Source organism: Novosphingobium kaempferiae, from assembly GCF_021227995.1.
GTDB lineage: Bacteria > Pseudomonadota > Alphaproteobacteria > Sphingomonadales > Sphingomonadaceae > Novosphingobium > Novosphingobium kaempferiae.
The window spans coordinates 2524238-2539906 of record NZ_CP089301.1; the positions used below are offsets into that span (position 1 = coordinate 2524238).

18 protein-coding genes, 1 tRNA gene and 1 pseudogene are annotated in these 15669 nt (G+C 66.3%); 4 read left to right on the top strand and 16 right to left on the bottom strand.

Translation table 11 applies throughout. From position 1 onward, the window contains the following. Window positions 1–12 precede the first annotated feature (12 nt). From LO787_RS11390 to LO787_RS11425, 8 genes are all read right to left on the bottom strand, one after another. Entirely contained in the window at window positions 13–861 is an 849-nt protein-coding gene (locus LO787_RS11390) for a TauD/TfdA dioxygenase family protein (RefSeq protein WP_232495943.1), read from the bottom strand. 152 nt (window positions 862–1013) lie between these two features. Further along, window positions 1014–1715 carry a 50S ribosomal protein L1 gene (rplA, locus tag LO787_RS11395; protein WP_232495944.1) on the bottom strand — a complete coding sequence of 234 codons (702 nt, stop codon included), beginning with the start codon at window positions 1713–1715 and terminating at the stop codon, window positions 1014–1016. 4 nt (window positions 1716–1719) lie between these two features. Further along, window positions 1720–2151 (bottom strand): 50S ribosomal protein L11, encoded by a 432-nt coding sequence (rplK, locus tag LO787_RS11400; protein WP_008830816.1) that lies wholly within the window; start codon window positions 2149–2151, stop codon window positions 1720–1722. A 158-nt stretch (window positions 2152–2309) separates the two neighbouring features. After that, window positions 2310–3341, bottom strand: a complete 1032-nt coding sequence (locus LO787_RS11405) for an acyltransferase family protein (RefSeq protein ID WP_232495945.1) — start codon at window positions 3339–3341, stop codon at window positions 2310–2312. Between the two features lie 122 nt (window positions 3342–3463). Next, the gene (nusG, locus tag LO787_RS11410; RefSeq protein WP_232495946.1) at window positions 3464–4000 is read right to left on the bottom strand and encodes a transcription termination/antitermination protein NusG; all 537 of its coding nucleotides are present in this window, start codon (window positions 3998–4000) and stop codon (window positions 3464–3466) included. Between the two features lie 29 nt (window positions 4001–4029). After that, window positions 4030–4224 carry a preprotein translocase subunit SecE gene (secE, locus tag LO787_RS11415; protein WP_232495947.1) on the bottom strand — a complete coding sequence of 65 codons (195 nt, stop codon included), beginning with the start codon at window positions 4222–4224 and terminating at the stop codon, window positions 4030–4032. A gap of 127 nt (window positions 4225–4351) precedes the next feature. After that, window positions 4352–5881, bottom strand: a complete 1530-nt coding sequence (locus LO787_RS11420; protein WP_232495948.1) for a hypothetical protein — start codon at window positions 5879–5881, stop codon at window positions 4352–4354. Window positions 5882–6013: 132 nt separating this feature from the next. Further along, a tRNA-Trp gene (locus tag LO787_RS11425) sits at window positions 6014–6089 on the bottom strand. A 113-nt stretch (window positions 6090–6202) separates the two neighbouring features. Between LO787_RS11425 and aat the strand changes: the two genes are divergently transcribed. Next, window positions 6203–7009, top strand: a complete 807-nt coding sequence (gene aat / locus LO787_RS11430) for a leucyl/phenylalanyl-tRNA--protein transferase (RefSeq protein ID WP_232495949.1) — start codon at window positions 6203–6205, stop codon at window positions 7007–7009. A 35-nt stretch (window positions 7010–7044) separates the two neighbouring features. Here the strand turns inward: aat and LO787_RS26175 are convergent. The 5 genes and pseudogenes from LO787_RS26175 to LO787_RS11455 all read right to left on the bottom strand — a co-directional run. Further along, window positions 7045–7344: pseudogene (locus tag LO787_RS26175) on the bottom strand (DUF2155 domain-containing protein); the annotation flags it as partial. Between the two features lie 127 nt (window positions 7345–7471). Further along, window positions 7472–7879, bottom strand: a complete 408-nt coding sequence (locus tag LO787_RS11440) for an NADH:ubiquinone oxidoreductase subunit NDUFA12 (protein WP_232495950.1) — start codon at window positions 7877–7879, stop codon at window positions 7472–7474. A 60-nt stretch (window positions 7880–7939) separates the two neighbouring features. After that, window positions 7940–8686, bottom strand: coding sequence for an SDR family oxidoreductase (locus LO787_RS11445; protein ID WP_232495951.1), 747 nt, complete (start codon window positions 8684–8686; stop codon window positions 7940–7942). A gap of 288 nt (window positions 8687–8974) precedes the next feature. After that, window positions 8975–9463 carry a DUF192 domain-containing protein gene (locus tag LO787_RS11450; protein WP_232495952.1) on the bottom strand — a complete coding sequence of 163 codons (489 nt, stop codon included), beginning with the start codon at window positions 9461–9463 and terminating at the stop codon, window positions 8975–8977. 4 nt (window positions 9464–9467) lie between these two features. Beyond that, window positions 9468–10028, bottom strand: coding sequence for a regulatory protein RecX (locus tag LO787_RS11455; protein WP_232495953.1), 561 nt, complete (start codon window positions 10026–10028; stop codon window positions 9468–9470). 149 nt (window positions 10029–10177) lie between these two features. On the opposite strand from LO787_RS11455, the gene LO787_RS11460 reads away from it, so the two are divergent. The 3 genes from LO787_RS11460 to LO787_RS11470 all read left to right on the top strand — a co-directional run bounded on the left by LO787_RS11460 (window position 10178) and on the right by LO787_RS11470 (window position 13060). Further along, a complete protein-coding gene (locus LO787_RS11460) occupies window positions 10178–11938 on the top strand; it encodes a fatty acyl-AMP ligase (RefSeq protein WP_232495954.1) in 1761 nt (586 codons plus the stop codon). A 100-nt stretch (window positions 11939–12038) separates the two neighbouring features. Beyond that, window positions 12039–12572, top strand: a complete 534-nt coding sequence (locus LO787_RS11465) for a hypothetical protein (protein WP_232495955.1) — start codon at window positions 12039–12041, stop codon at window positions 12570–12572. Then, entirely contained in the window at window positions 12572–13060 is a 489-nt protein-coding gene (locus LO787_RS11470; RefSeq protein WP_232495956.1) for a DUF421 domain-containing protein, read from the top strand. The genes LO787_RS11465 and LO787_RS11470 overlap by 1 nt, the downstream gene beginning before the upstream one ends. Here the strand turns inward: LO787_RS11470 and LO787_RS11475 are convergent. The 3 genes from LO787_RS11475 to LO787_RS11485 form a co-directional block, all read right to left on the bottom strand. After that, window positions 13048–14313: an MFS transporter gene (locus LO787_RS11475; RefSeq protein ID WP_232495957.1), complete on the bottom strand. Its 1266-nt coding sequence runs from the start codon at window positions 14311–14313 to the stop codon at window positions 13048–13050. The genes LO787_RS11470 and LO787_RS11475 overlap by 13 nt on opposite strands. A gap of 67 nt (window positions 14314–14380) precedes the next feature. Then, window positions 14381–14821 carry a DUF2721 domain-containing protein gene (locus LO787_RS11480; protein WP_232495958.1) on the bottom strand — a complete coding sequence of 147 codons (441 nt, stop codon included), beginning with the start codon at window positions 14819–14821 and terminating at the stop codon, window positions 14381–14383. 18 nt (window positions 14822–14839) lie between these two features. Further along, on the bottom strand, window positions 14840–15661 hold the full coding sequence (locus LO787_RS11485; RefSeq protein ID WP_232495959.1) for a class I mannose-6-phosphate isomerase: 822 nt from the start codon (window positions 15659–15661) through the stop codon (window positions 14840–14842). Between the last annotated feature and the right edge of the window lie 8 nt (window positions 15662–15669).

The following is a 15669-nucleotide window of genomic DNA, read 5'->3' on the forward strand; positions in this document are numbered from 1 at the left end:
ACGATGGACACTTCAGGCCGCCACCGCCTCCGTCCCCGCGATCGAGGTGCGGTGCATCATGCGCCCGGTCGACTTGTCGTAGGGAATCGCCCGGTGCATGGCGCCGGTGTTGTCCCAGATCACGAAGTCGCCCTTGGTCCACTTGTGGCGCAGCGAGAACGCGGGCTGTGCGGCCCATTCCTGCAGACGGATGAGCATCGCGCGCCCGGCGGGCACCTCCATGCCGACGATGTGGTCGGCGGTGGTGCCGATGACCATCGACTTTCGGCCCGACTCGTGCGTCCAGACCAGCGGGTGCTCCTTGATGAGCCCGATCCCCAGCACCTTCTCACGATGCTTCTCCGGAATGGCATCGGCGATTGGCGAGAGGCTGGCGCGGACCGAATGGACCGCCTTCAGTCCCTCGAGCGCCTCTTTCTCCTCCTCCGGAAGCCCCTCGTAGGCGGCATAAGTGCTGGCGAACTCGGTCTCGCCGCCCTTGTCGGGTGCGATGCGGCAGGACAGCAGGGTGGCGAAGGGCGGCGGCATGTCCACGGTGATGCCGTCCATGTGCCAGAAGAAGGTGCCGAGCACGTATTCGGGCTGCGGGTTGATCTTCTCGTCCAGGGTGACCTGATAGACGTCCTGATCGTTGCTCTGGACGTTGTTGCGCGCGGTCAGGCGCACCTTCTCCCCCATCGCATTGGTGATGGCGAGCTGTTCGGCGTCGGACAGGTTCACCTCGGGAAAGACGAGCACGGTACGCTCTTCCACCTTGGCGCGAATCGCCTTCGCGGCCTCCGGGGTGAACAGGTCTGCACGATCGTCCCAGAGCACGCGCGAACCGATGAATTCCTTGATGTCTTCGAAGCGGATAGCCATCTGGCCGTCTCTCCCGGCGTTATGCTGAACATATGTACAGCACACCGATACACCCGAAGCTCCCGGACGTAAACGAGACAGATATCGCTCAAACGAAAAGGGCCGGGAGGTTTCCCTCCCGGCCCTTCTATCCGTTTACGTCAGCGCTGAAATCAGGCGCCAGCGATCTCGGTGGTGTCGATCTTGAGGCCCGGGCCCATCGAGGACGAGAGCGAGATCTTGCGGACATACTTGCCCTTGGCGCCCGAGGGCTTTGCCTTGACGATGGCGTCCACGAAGGCCGAGAAGTTGGTCTTCAGATCGGCATCCGAGAACGACATCTTGCCGATGCCGGCGTGGATGATGCCCTGCTTCTCGACGCGGAACTCGATCTGGCCGCCCTTGGCGTCCTTCACGGCCTGCGTCACGTTCGGGGTGACGGTGCCCAGCTTCGGGTTCGGCATCAGGCCCTTAGGACCCAGCAGCTTACCGAGACGGCCGACGACGCCCATCATGTCCGGGGTGGCGATGACGCGGTCGTAGTCGAGGTTGCCAGCCTGCATGTCTTCCATGAGGTCTTCGGCGCCAACCTTGTCAGCGCCGGCGGCGAGAGCCTCGGCAGCCTTGTCGCCCTTGGCGAACACGGCGACGCGAACGGTCTTGCCGGTGCCGGCCGGGAGCGAAACCATGCCGCGGACCATCTGGTCGGCGTGACGCGGATCGACGCCCAGGTTCATCGCGACTTCGATGGTCTCGTCGAACTTGGTGACCTTGACGTCACGCAGGGTCTGCAGCGCTTCGTCAACGCCGTAGAGCTTCATGTTGTCGCCGAGCTTGGCTGCGAGAGCCTTCTGGTTCTTGGTCTGCTTGGCCATGATCTCAGCCCTCCACCACTTCGAGGCCCATCGCGCGAGCGGAGCCTTCGATGATCTTCGTTGCGGCCTCGATGTCGTTGGCATTGAGGTCGGCCATCTTGACCTGGGCGATCTCGGACAGCTTCGAACGGGCGATCTTGCCGGCGGAAATCTTGCCCGGCTCCTTCGAGCCCGACTTCAGACCAGCGGCCTTCTTGATGAGGAAGGTGGCCGGCGGGGTCTTCGTGACGAAGGTGAAGCTGCGGTCGGCGTAGACGGTGATGATGGTCGGGATCGGCATGCCGTTCTCGAGTTCCTGCGTGGCGGCATTGAACGCCTTGCAGAATTCCATGATGTTCACGCCGCGCTGACCCAGAGCCGGACCGATCGGCGGCGACGGGTTGGCCTTGCCTGCAGGAACCTGCAGCTTGATGTAACCAGTAATCTTCTTGGCCATGGGGCCACTCCTTTTCACACTGTCGCGCGGGCGATGCCGCGCTCATGTCTAGCGGTTGACGGGCGCAAGCACCCTCCCGCAGGGAATCGGGAACGGCACAAGCCGCTTCCGAAGTGGGCGCCCCTATACGAAAATCGGAAGGAAGGAAAGAGCCCGTTTCAGGCCGCTTCCGGAACCGCCAGACGCGCCCGGAAGCCTGCCCGGATCGCACGGCGCGCAGGCCCCTCGACGAAGCGGAAGCTGAGGTCGGACAGCACCAGCACGACCGCCGTGTAAGAGGCCGTCACCAGGGCCACGGTCCACAGCCCTCCGCCGAAAGGCCCATGCCAGCGCTCCAGCAGCAGGATCAGCGGATAGTGGACGAGATAGATCGCATAGCTGCGGTCGCCCAGCCAGAGCATCGGTCGCGAACCCAGCGCAGGAAACCGCAGCGCCAGCAGCAGCAGGGCCGGCCACGCCAGCAGGGTCAGCGGCAGCAACGAACTGACGGTCCCGGTGTCGATCGTCAGACCCAAGACAAGGGTGGCCACGAGAAACCCGGTCGGCACGGCAGCGAGCCGCGCACGCGCCTGCCACAGCATCTGCCCGAGGAAGAAGCCGAGCAGACCGCGCGGAACGCCGTCGCCGACCCAGGGGCCGCCAGCCCTGCCCTGCAAGGCAAAGTGACCAACCGCGACAAGCATTGCCGCCACGCTAGTCCAGCGCAGCACGCGCGGGCCGCGCACGGCTGCCATGGCGAAGATCACGTAGCAGATCACCTCGACCGAGATCGACCACGCCGGACCGTCGAAAGTATGACCGACCGGCTGCACGAACTGCTGCATCATCGCCAGATGGGCGAAGAAGGCATGCGGCGTATTGCCCGGCTCGCCGGGCAGCAGCAGTGCGCAGGCCACCAGCATGACCAGATGCAACGGATAGAGCCGCGCGAACCGGGCAAGCGCGAAGTCGCCCAGTCGTCCGCGCGCGAGCCCGTCGCCCTGCAGGTATACGTGGGCAAAGATGTAGCCGGATATCAGGAAGAACAGGTCCACCAGGGTCCAGCCCCATTCGACCGCCCAGGCAAAGGGCTGCGGTATGCTCGCAACGGCGGCGGGGGAGAACAGCGACTTGGCATGATAGAGAAACGCCACCCCGCACGCGGCAAGGCCGCGCAGTCCATCCAGCGGCGCAAGTCGGTTCGAGGTCATGTCCCCGCGATAGGCCGGGAGTGGTTAATTCGTCGTTTCCCGAAACGCGAAACGCCCCGCAAGGCCGGCTGGCCTGCGGGGCGCCTCAGGCAGCAGGTCGGGGCCGCGAGGCCCCCGCCCGCTTACTTGCTGAGTTCGACGTGCTCGAATTCCAGCTCCACCGGGGTGGCGCGGCCGAAGATCGAGACCGCGACCTTGACGCGGTTCTTGTCGAAGTCGAGCTCTTCCACGATGCCGTTGAAGCTCGCGAAGGGGCCGTCGAGCACCTTCACCGAATCGCCGATCTCGTAATCGATGCTGACGGTCTTGCGCGGTGCGGCGGCAGCGGCCTCGGCGGCGCCGAAGTAGCGCGCGGCCTCGGTTTCGCTGATCGCCTGCGGCTTGTTGTTGGCACCCAGGAATCCGGTCACCTTCGGGGTGTTCTTGATAAGGTGGTAGACGTCGTCGTTCAGCGTCAGCTTGGCGAGGACGTAGCCCGGCATCGTCTTGCGCTCGGTCTGCACCTTCTTGCCGCGCTTCACTTCGGTGACGGTTTCCGAGGGAACCTGCACGTCCTCGACGAGCTGCGAAAGACCGATGCGCTCGGCCTCGGTGATGATGGCTTCCTTAACCTTGCTCTCGAAACCGGAGTAGGCGTGGATGATATACCAGCGGGCCATGTCTGTCTCTTAGTCCTGTATTCTGGCGATCAAAGGGCGTTGAGGAGCGTGCTGACGACCCAGCCGAACAGCGCGTCGATGCCGAGGAAGAACACCGCCAGCAGCACCGTCATCAGGCCGACGAAGATCGCGGTCGTCGTCGTCTCCTGGCGCGAGGGCCAGTGGATCTTGCGCGTTTCCGCCTGAACCTGGCGCATGAATTCGCCGGGGGTGATCTTGGCCATCTTACGTCGCTCTCTACTATGCCGCTTTGCGCGGAAAATCTGCGATTCTTCCGCCTAGGGGTCATCGCCGCCCCGGCCGAGGCCGGGAGGGGCTGATGAAGTCCGCCTGTCGGGAGGAGACGGGGATTTAGCTTCCGTCGCCCGGATTTGCAAGGTCCACCGAGTCAGGCAGCCGTGCGAGGAACGAGTTCGGCGTCGCGTAGACGATCCGCGCCCCGTCCGGGATCGCCACCGGCGCCTTGGTGCCGATGTACCAGAGGTAGTCGGCATGGCGCGCAGGCTTGAACTTGCGCAGGTCGATCCGCTGGCTGTCGGCATAGAGGATGCGCTGCGTCGGGTCGTTGAAGCGGTAGCGCGTTTCGCGCATCGACAGCATGTGGACGTCGGGCAGCGCGAAGTTGGAATTCTCCATCGAACTGCGCCGGACGACGGCATAGCTGCCGAAATGCTCGAACGGGCCGAAGAACCACTGGCGGCGCGGAATCGCGATGGCGGTCGCTACGCGCGAGCCCTCGGGCACGTAGTTCAGCGCGCCGATCAGCTGGCGCGCGGTCTGCGCGTCCTCGTACCAGACGACGGTCGTCACCGCGATGCGCGTGGTGAACAGCAGCCCGGCCAGCGCCAGCCCCCAGCGCGGCACCGGCCAGTCGATCGCGAGGCAGGCCACCAGCAGCGCGGCGGTGCTCAGGCGATAGTCCGCATAGTCGCCGCCGAAGATCTGGCGCGGGACGATCAGCGTCAGGATCAGCAGCATCAGCGCCGCCCAGCCGACGCGCCCATCGAAGCGGCGGACGAACAGCGCCGCCACGATCACCGCCAGCACCAGGCACAGGCTCACGATATCGAAGGTCATGTCGTAGCTGCGCATCGCGCGGTAGAGGATCTGCCACTTGTATTCGAGGACGCCCCAGCGCCCGTAGGACACCTTGGAATTGGCGCCCATGCCCAGCAGCATCGGCAGGATCGGGAAGATCAGCGGCCAGGGCTTGAGGAACGGCCGCCAGTCGCGCCAGCTCGAACGCTTCGACCACTCGTAGCCGAACACCAGCACGCCCATCACGCCCCAGCCCGAGACGTGGCACAGCCACACCACGAAGCTGGCCGGGATCATCACCGCCCAGCGCCAGCGCCAGTTCTCCAGCCGCACCCAGCCCGCCAGCACGAACAGCGCGAAGGCGATCGACAGCGAGTAGTTCAGGAAGCCCATCAGGAACGACGGCGACCAGATCATCGGGAACGCGAGGATCGCGCCGACGCCAACGCGCTTCCTGAGGCTCCATTCGACCGCCATGATCGCCATGCCGGTCAGGAACGGGATGGCCGCGACGATGAAGCGACCCGCCGCTTCCAGTCCCAGCAGCGGGGTTAGCGGCACCATCAGCAGCTCGGCGCCGAGGTTTCCGGTCCATTCCCACTTGAACAGGAAGTAGCGCGTCAGGAACGGATCGTGCCCGTGATCGAGCATGATCTTGTAGCCCGCGAGGTGCGAGGGGTAGTCCGTCATCTGCGGCGTCCACGCGACGATCGCGGGCAGCATCGCCAGCAGCGACAGGACGATGCCCATCCACACCGCCTCGTGACGGATCCTCTTGTAACTCTCGCTGCCGGGGGAGCTGTTCGTGGCCTCTACGGCCTCAGTGAGCGCGCTTGCGTTCATGTGCGACTGGATCTTTTCCCGCTGGTGCCCGAATCGGCGAACGGGCTCTCCTAGAGCAAGTCGGCCCGCAATTGAACGTCGCGACGACGGGCTTCCCCCGAAGGGGTGGTTATCGCGATTTTGGGAAGATGCTGGCAGGAGTGGAGGGACTCGAACCCACGGCCCTCGGTTTTGGAGACCGATGCTCTACCAACTGAGCTACACTCCTGCGGGCTCGGGGGCCTCTAATGGGAGAGTTGCGGGATGGCAAGCGGCGATTGTGGACAAGCAACCGATTGCGTTCGTTAGCACCCGATCGCGCCTTCTGTTAGGACACCTGCCGTGCACGCTCCCCGCTCCAACCCGATCATCGAGCCGGAACTCCTGATGCTCGCCTACCGCAGCGGGATCTTCCCGATGTCGGACAGCCGCGACGACCCGGAGCTTTTCTGGATCGAGCCGCGACTGCGGGCGATCCTGCCGCTGGACGGGCTGCACGTATCGGGCTCTCTCGCGCGCACGCTCAGGCGCGGGCGGTTCGAGGTGACGTGCAACCGCGCCTTCTCGCAAGTGATGGACGCCTGCGCCGCCCCGCGCCGCGCGCGTGAGGATGACGACGGCGGCAGCTGGATCAGCCACCGCATCCAGGCGAGCTACGAAAACCTGCATTTCCTCGGCCATGCACACTCGATCGAGGTCTGGCGCGAAGGTGAACTGGTCGGCGGGCTTTACGGCGTCGGGTTCGACCGGGTGTTCTGCGGCGAATCGATGTTCTCGACCGTCAGCGATTCGTCGAAGGTGGCGCTGTGCTGGCTGGTAGCGGCGCTCAGGCGCGGCGGCGCGACGCTGCTCGATTGCCAGTTCATGACGCCGCACCTGGCGTCGCTGGGGGCAGTGGAGATGCCGCAGAAGCGCTATCTGGCGCTACTCGAGGCAGCGCAGAACTCGGCTTACTGCTCGACGACGGCCTCTTCGGCAGGTTCGGGATCGGCTGGCGCGGCGGATGCAGTGGGCGAGGCCGACGCGGCCGGAGCCGGCGTACTCTCGCTGCCCGAGGCGTTCGACGCCCTGCTCGGCGACGCGGCATCCTGCGGGCTCGCCTCTTCGCCCGGGAAGCTCATCGCGCAGCTCTTCACCCAGACGTCATAGACCGGGTGCTCGACCACGTTGACGCCGGGGTTGTTCTTGAACAGCCAGCCGGAGAAGACCTTGTGCCAGGCGAGCTTCTCCGCCGTGGTCTTGCGCTGTTCGACGAAGACCTGGACGAAGGCGCCCTCTTCCTGCGGCTTTTCCCAGGGCAGCGTCTTCTCGCAAGTCGCGACCTTCACGACGAGGTTGCCGAGCCGGCGCGATTCGCCCGGCTTCATCACAAGATCCTGCGTGAGGTTGTTGCGCTTGTTGAGGACGCCCAGCGTGACCACGCGGTCCTTGTTGGGCGTGCCGATCTGCTGGCCCTTGGCCGCCTGCGCAGGTCCGGCCTGCATCCCCGCGATCGCGTCCGGAACGCCGGTATCCTGAACTTCGGGCGCAGGCTCGCCGCCGCAGGCCGCAAGGACCGACAGCAAAGGCAGGACCGCCAGAGCCCTCAGGCGAATCACTTCCGGTAAGCCCTCAGGCTTCCGGCGACCAGGCTTCGTAATCGCCGGTCGCGGCAGCGCGCACGCCCCCACGCTCCAGCGCGCCCTGCGGGCGATACGCGGTCGCGGTGCCGGTGGCGTTGGGGGTGTAGTCGACCTCCCAGATGCGCGGGGCCGGAAGATGGCTTTCGGGCACGCCGTCATAGGAGTGGTGCAGCCAGCCGTGCCATTCGGCGGGGACGTTGCTGGCGTCGTTGGCGCCGGCATAGATCACCCAACGGCGATCCCACCCTTCGGTGGTCTTCACCTTGTCGTTCTTGGAACGATAGTACTTGTTGCCCTGCGCGTCGGTGCCGACGTGCTCGCCATTGCGCGAGCTCCAGAGCGAGGTGCCGATGGTGGCACCGTCCCACCAGGTGAAGATCTTGGACAGGATTCCCATGAGCCGCGCGTTAGCCCCGAAGCGCCCCTCAAGGCAAGCGCGAACAGCCCTCTTCGCATGCTACAAATGCATCCCGCCGCTCGCCTCGATCACCTGGCCCGTCACCCATGCCCCGTCCGGGCCGCAAAGGAAGGCGATCACGCGCGCCACGTCGCCCGGCTGGCCGACCCGCCCGAGTGCCGCGACCGAGGCCAGATAGTCCACTGTCGCCGGATCGTTGAACAGTGCGGGCGCGAAGTCGGTGATCGTCGCTCCGGGCGCGACCGCGTTGACGGTGATGTTCCGCGGTCCCAGTTCCTGCGCCAGCGAGCGGGTGAAATGCTCCACCGCCGCCTTGCTCATCGCATAGGCAAGGCACGATGCGTAGGCGGCGCGGGCGACCATGGAAGACAGGTTGACGATGCGTCCGCCGTCGCGCAGGCGCGGCAGGGCTTCCTTCGTCACGAAGAACGGCCCCTTGGCGTTCACCCGCATCATCGCATCGTAGAGCGCCTCGTCGGTCTCGGCGATGGTCGCCATCTCGCCGATACCCGCGTTGTTGACGAGGATATCGAGGCCGTAGGCCTCCTTGTCAAATGCCGCGAACATCGTCGCGATGGCCTCTGCGGAGCCGACATCGGCCTGAAGCGCAAACGCCTCGCCGCCGCTTGCGCGGATGGCCGTGACGACGTCGTCGGCAGCTGCGGCGTTGCTGTTGTAGTTGACACAGACCCGTGCGCCATCTGCCGCCAGCCGCAACGCCACTTCGCGCCCGATCCCGCGCGATCCGCCGGTCACCAGCGCCGTCTTGCCCGTCAGCGAGCCCATATCCTCTCTCCCGTCATGCCCATCTGCGGGGTGATGCTAGGAAAGAGCGATGCGCAGGGCACCTCGTCTATTGGGGAGCGGGGCGGAAGAAAAGCGCGACGAGTATCGCGTCGAGATCTCGCCCAGCAAACCCGTCGCCCCTGCGAAGGCAGGGGCCCATCAGGCCTCTCGCCCCGGCACTCCGCTCACCGCGAGGCGGTAAGCTTGGGATGGGCCGCTGCCTGCGCAGGGGCGACGGGGTTATAGCGTGGTGAGGTTACGAGATCATGGGATTACGCTGCGGACTGCTTACCAGCTGACCTTGTCGCCCGCCTTGATGCCGAGCTGCGCGGCGCGGCCGCCGTTAAGCTCCAGCACGCCCGCCGCCACGCCGTCCGAAGGCAACGGCGTCTCATCGTAAGGCACCGCGTTCGCGGCGATGTTGAGCACGCGATGGTCCGTACCGATGAAGATGATGTCGAGCGGGATCACGGTGTTGCGCATCCAGAACGCGGCGCGGCGGGCTGGCTTGTTCACGAAGACCATGCCTTCGTCCGCGCCCATCTCGCTGCGGAACATGAGGCCCTTGGCCTGCTGTTCCGGCGTCACCGCAACCTCGACCTTGAAGGCATGCGTGCCGTTCGCCGACTTCACCGTCAGCGGCACCACCGGCAGGCCCGAGATCGGGTGGACGGCCGCCTTCGAAGACGCCTTGGCGGTGGCGTCCTGCGGTGCCTGCGAGCACGCGGCGAAGGCCAGCAGGAGGGCAACGGCGAAACTCGACCGGGTCAGGCGCATTCAATCAGTCTCCGAATTCCGACTCGCACCATTCTTCCAGCGCGTCGGCGTCCTCGCTCTCGACGATCCGGCGCGCGATGTCGAGCGGGTGCCCGGCGCGCAGCATCGCCGCGATCTGCTTGTCGCGCAGCTTGATGTCGTCGACCGCCTGAACGGCGAATGGACCGAACCGTCGCCGCCGCGCCAGCACCAGAGCGGCGCGGCGCTGCTCGGCGGGGCCGGGCCGGGTGTCGTCGCGCAAGTCCTCCGCGACGCCCGCCTGCCCCAGCGCCTCACCCACGCGCCGCGCACCGTAACCGCTCCGCAGCAGGCTGCCTGCCTTCATCCGTGCCCACGAGGCATCGTCGACATAACCCTTCTCGGCATAGCGGGTGACAAGGTCTTCCACCGGGGCGTCGCCCTCCCCGTCCCAGCCGCGTTCGCGCAGCTTGCGCTGGAGATAATCGCGCAACTTGGCTTGCGTCGTCGCGAAACGCGCGACATAGGCCAGCGCCAGTTCCTCCAGGCGGATCGAGTTCAGGGGTGGCGGTCCACTGCGATGGGGATTGCGACGCTTGTCCGACATGTTGCCCTATTCGTGCCACACTCAGGCCGGATTGGGGAGAGCGCGCGAGACCGCATGGGACGCAACACAGCTAACTCCGGTTCAGAATGGACCGGATAGAAGCACCGGTCTCGCGAGAGTAACGGTATAACTACAACGGGTTAGATCATATGGCCGACACCATCGACTTGGTGCCGAATACGGGGCAGGCACTTATCCCCACCCCCAACGAAGACACGCTCGAGCGCATCTTCGCCGACTTCGCCACCTTCGGCGATGCCCTTGATTATGCCGCGAAAGGCAAACGCGGGTTCAATTTCCACGATCCGCGCGGCACGCTGACGCGGGTCTATCCCTTCTCCGAACTGCGCGAGGACGCGCTGAAGGTCGCCTATGCGCTGATCGCGCGCGGCGTGAAGAAGGACGACCGCGTCGCCCTCATCGCCGAGACGGGCGTGGACTTCGCGGCGCTGTTCTGCGGCACGGTCTACGCAGGCGCCTGGCCGGTGCCGCTGCCGCTGCCGACCAGCTTCGGCGGCAAGGAAAACTACATCGACCAGCTCGCCGTCCAGCTTTCCAGCTCGGACCCGATTCTGCTGGTCGGCCCGGATGAGATCGCGGCGATGACCGCCGCCGCCGCCGAGCGCCAGGGCTGCGCCCACGCCGCGTGGAGCGACTTCGCGGCGAAGGACGCCGCCCCGGTCGATCTGCCCAAGGCCGACCCGGACGACATCTGCTACCTGCAGTATTCCTCGGGCTCGACGCGCTTCCCGCACGGCGTCGCGGTCACGCACCGTTCGCTGCTGTCGAACCTCGCCAGCCACGCGCACGGCATGGAGTTCCAGCCGACCGACCGCTGCGTCTCGTGGCTGCCTTGGTATCACGACATGGGCCTCGTCGGCTGTTTCCTGTCGCTGATCGCCAACCAGGTTTCGGCCGATTACCTCAAGACCGAGGACTTCGCCCGCCGCCCGCTGGCATGGCTTGACCTCATCACCCGCAACCAGGGCACGACGGCGTCGTATTCGCCGACCTTCGGCTACGACATCTGCGCGCGCCGCATCTCCAGCCAGAGCCCGGTGAGCGACCGCTTCGACCTGTCGCGCTGGCGCATCGCAGGCAACGGCGCGGACATGATCCGTCCCGACGTCATGCAGAACTTCGTCAACGCCTTCGCCGATGCGGGCTTCAAGGCATCGGCGTTCCTGCCCAGCTACGGCTTGGCCGAAGCGACGTTGGCGGTGACGATCATGCCCCCGGGCGAAGGCATCCGCGTCGAGCTGGTCGAGGAAGAGCGTCTCTCGGGCGCGCCCCGCGACCTCTCCCGCCCGGCCCGCTACCGCGCCATCGTCAACTGCGGCAAGCCCGTGCGTGACATGGAAGTGGTGATCCGCGGCGAGAACGGCGGCACGCTCGGCGACCACAAGATCGGCAAGGTCTGGTGCCGCGGCACTTCGGTCATGCACTCCTACTTCCGCGATCCCGAAGCGACCGAGGCCTGCCTCGTCGATGGATGGCTGGACACCGGCGACATGGGCTACATGGCGGAGGGCTACCTGTTCATTGTCGGCCGCGCCAAGGACATGATCATCATCAACGGCAAGAACCACTGGCCGCAGGACATCGAATGGGCGGTGGAGCAGCTTCCGGGCTTCAACCACGGCGATATCGCGGCGTTCTCGGTGGAGATGGACAACGGCGAGGAAGCCCCCGCCGTGCTCGTCCACTGCCGCGTCTCCGACCCGGTCAAGCGCGTCGAACTGCGTGACCTGATCCGCGACAAGGTGCGCTCGATCACCGGCATGAACTGCGTGGTCGAACTGGTGCCGCCCAAGAGCCTGCCGCGCACCAGCTCGGGCAAGCTCAGCCGCGCCAAGGCCAAGAAGCTGTACCTTTCGGGCGAGATCGAGCCGTTCAAGCTCGCGGCCTGATCCACGGCTGACGGAACACGAAAAGGCGGGGCGTCGAAAGGCGCTCCGCCTTTTTCATGCGCAGGGAACCGGGACCGGGCGCGCGGTTTTCTCCTCGGCCATGTCCGACAGCGCCCCCTCGCAGGCCCCTTACGGCATCGACCCGCTCCACTGCGAGGTGCCCGGCCTCGCCCGCTGGCGCACGCCGCTGGCAACCGCCGTCTTCGTCGTGGTGCTGGGCAGCGCGCTGGCAGGCTGGCTCGGCGGCGGCCCGCCCGACGTTACCGAATACCGAGCGCCGAAAGCCAAGGCGACGCTGGAGTACGAGCCCGTCCTGCGCAGCGGCAACTGGTTCGAAACGGTGCTCAACGTCACCCCCGCGCACGATGCGGCGGACCTCGTCATCGCCGTCGACCAGCCGCTCTGGCGCGGCATGAGCATCGACACCCTCACCCCTGATGCCGAGAGCGTGGAGGCGACGGACGGCCGCTACGCCCACCACTTCGGCAAGGTGAAGGCGGGCGAGACCTTCCGCATGAAGTTCGACGGCCAGATCCAGCCGCGCGCGCTGCGTACGCTCTCCGGCAGCATCCGCATCGAGGATGGCGACCGACCGCTGCTGTCGATCCCGCTCAACGTCACGGTGCTGCCGTAATGGAGATCGTGATCCGCGCCTCGGTGATGTTCGTGCTGGTCTATGTGCTGCTGAGGCTCATGGGGAAACGCGAACTGGGACAGATGGCACCGTTCGAACTCGTGTCGCTGATCGTGACCGGCGATCTCATCCAGCAGGGCGTGACGCATCAGGATTTCTCGCTGACCGGCGCGATGCTGGCGATTTTCACGTTTGCAGCGTGGAGCTTCGCGATGGGGCTCCTGTCGCACCGCTATCCCAAGGCGCGCCGCGTGCTGGAGAGCCGCCCGGTGGTGCTGGTGCGCGACGGGCGGCTGCTCAAGAGCAACCTCGACGAAGAGCGGATCGACGATGCCGAACTCGCGATCGAGATGCGGCTTGCGGGGCTGTCGAGCCTTAGCCAGATCGCCTGGGCCATCCTCGAACCCGAAGGCAAGATCAGCTTCATCCGCAAGGACGATGCCGACCCCGACCCGCGTTATTCGGACGAGGCCGCTCAGTCGGCCTGAGGCCTGGCCTCTTCCCATTTCGGCATCGGCGGCAGCGCCAGCAGCAGCGCGCCGCCGACTACGCAGCCCACCGCCCCGGTCCACAGGAACGGCTCGTAACCGCCGGTCGCATCGTAGACCCTGCCCGCGATCCACGGCCCGAGCCCAGACGCCAGCGCGACGAGCGCCGACATCGCGCCATAGATCATCCCGAAGTTGCGCATCCCGGCATAACCCGCCGTCAGGAACGCAGTGATCTGCGTCTTCGAGCCCGCCGCGTAACCGTTGATGATGAGCGCTCCGATCAGCGCGGGCATCGAATCGAGGAAGCGCGCCAGCACCACGAAGGTCACGGCGGTGACGCCCATCGTCAGGCTGCCGGTCCAGTTCGGCCGGAACCGGTCGAGCAACGCCCCCGTCACCAGCTTGCCGACGATGCCCGCGATCCCGCCCAGCGACAGCAGCCACGCGGCGTCCGCCCGCGCGACGCCTGCTTCGGTCAGGATCGGGAAAAGGTGGATCGAGAGGCCGATGGTCATCATCATCACCACGAACGACGAGACCGCGACCTGCAGCAGAGCCACGCTGCGCAACGCCTCCCGCTTGCGCAGGCCCGGCAGCACGACACGCGCGGCACTCTCCAGCGCGCCTGCCGCCTGCGTCGCCCGCGCCTTGCGATCGTGCGCGTCGGCGAGGAACAGCCAGCACAGCAGCAGCGTCACCCCGCCCCAGCCGAGGCCGAACCACAGGTAGGCCGCGCGCCAGCCGAAGCTCTCGATCAGGAAATTGCCGAGCGGCGGCACCAGCGTCTGTGCAATGGCCGGGCCGGTCACGGCAAGACCGAGCGCGAGGCCCCTGCCTTTGCTGAAGGTGCCCGCCACGGCGGTGGTCCAGATGGTCGACTTGATGGAGGTCAGGATCAGTCCGAAGACCACCCACATCACCACCCACTGCGTCTTCGATCCGCTGGCGAAGGCGAACATGCAGGTCGCCGCCATCGTCGCGACGACGCCCGGAAGGCCGAGACGGCGGGAGCCGAAGCGGTCGATCAGGGCACCATAGAACGGCGACAGCAGCGCGGTGACGGCGGTGGCGATGGCGGGACCGATGGAGAGCGTCGCGCGGTCCCAGCCGAAGGCGCGCTCCAGTGGCTCGATGAACAGGCCCGTCGCCGAGAGCAGGACGGAGAAGAACGAGAAACCCGCCATCGCCGCGACCACCACAGCCCAGCCGCGCTTCCATTCCTGCAATGCCCCGCCCGTCGCTGTCGCCATGTCGATGCTCTCCCGGTGGAGAGCCTAGGCGAAACCGCGCAAACTCCAATCGCCGCTGCGATAGCGGTCAGATCTGGCGGTGAAGCTCAAGGTAATCGGTCGGAATCCGCAGCGCGTCGGCGGCCACCTGCGTCTCGCGCAGGAACAGCACAAGGGCGACGAGCAGCAGCACGATCGCGGCAAGGAACGTCACCGCGGCGGCCGTGTGCCAGTCCATTCCACCCAGACCTGAAAGGAACAGAACCGCCACTGTAATGCCTATAGCGAGCGCCGAGAGCACCATGTAGCGCACCGCGAGGGTGATGAGCGTCATCCGGCGATGCACCAGCCGCAGTTCGGCGACGACCATGTCATGCTCGCCGCCTTCGGTGGTGGGATGGCGTTCCTGCAGAGTGCGCGCACGGTCCACCACGCGGCCAAGGCGCGCCGAGAGGATGTTCAGGATGTTGCCGATAGCGACCAGCACGAAGACCGGCGTCAGGGCGAGCTGGATGGTCTGGACGATCATGCCGTCCCTCATGCAACGTCAGGCGGCGCTTGCACAGGCCCGGGCGAGCAGGCAGACGCCCTTATCCGCAAACTGAACGGCATCGAGGCTCGTCGCCAGCGCGCAGCCGCCGGGCGCGATCGTCTCGCCGTCCACCTGAACCTCGCCCTCGCGCGGGATCACCAGCAGCGTATCGGGGTAGCGCGCGGCGATGTCCGGCGTCGGCGTGCCCTCGACCTGATCGAGCACGAACAGCGGACCATCGACCAGCACCTGCGACCCATGCGCGGGGACGTGCTTGTGCCACTGCGCGCGCGAGTAGATCTCGCCGCGCGACACCGCCATGCCTTCCTCCAGATGCAGTTCGCGCGGGCGGCCGTAGTCGTAGAGGCGGTAGGTGATGTCGCTGTTCTGCTGCACCTCGATCAGGCTGACGCCCGCACCGATGGCGTGGACGGTGTTGGCCGGGATGTAGAAGAAGTCCCCCGGCGCGACTTCGTGCCAGGTCATCAGCTGCTCGATCGAACCGTCGAGCGCGGCGGCACGCATGGCGTCGGCGTCGATCTCGTCATTGAAACCGATGCCCAGCGTCGCGCCCGGTTCGGCGGCGATGATGAGCCAGCACTCTTCCTTGCCCTGCCGCCCGATGCCCTTGGCGATCGTCTGCTCGTCGGACGGATGCACCTGCACCGACAGCGCCTCGCTGGTGAAGATGTACTTGACCAGAAGCTCGGGCAGCGCGGCGGGCGGCTCGAACCAGATCTCGCCGATACGCTGGCCTTCGGGCGCGTGGAACGGCGCGGGGAGGACGTCCTTGCCCCAGGGCTTCTCGACCTGGCGGATGGGAAGCGAAGCGGTCATCTGCGTGC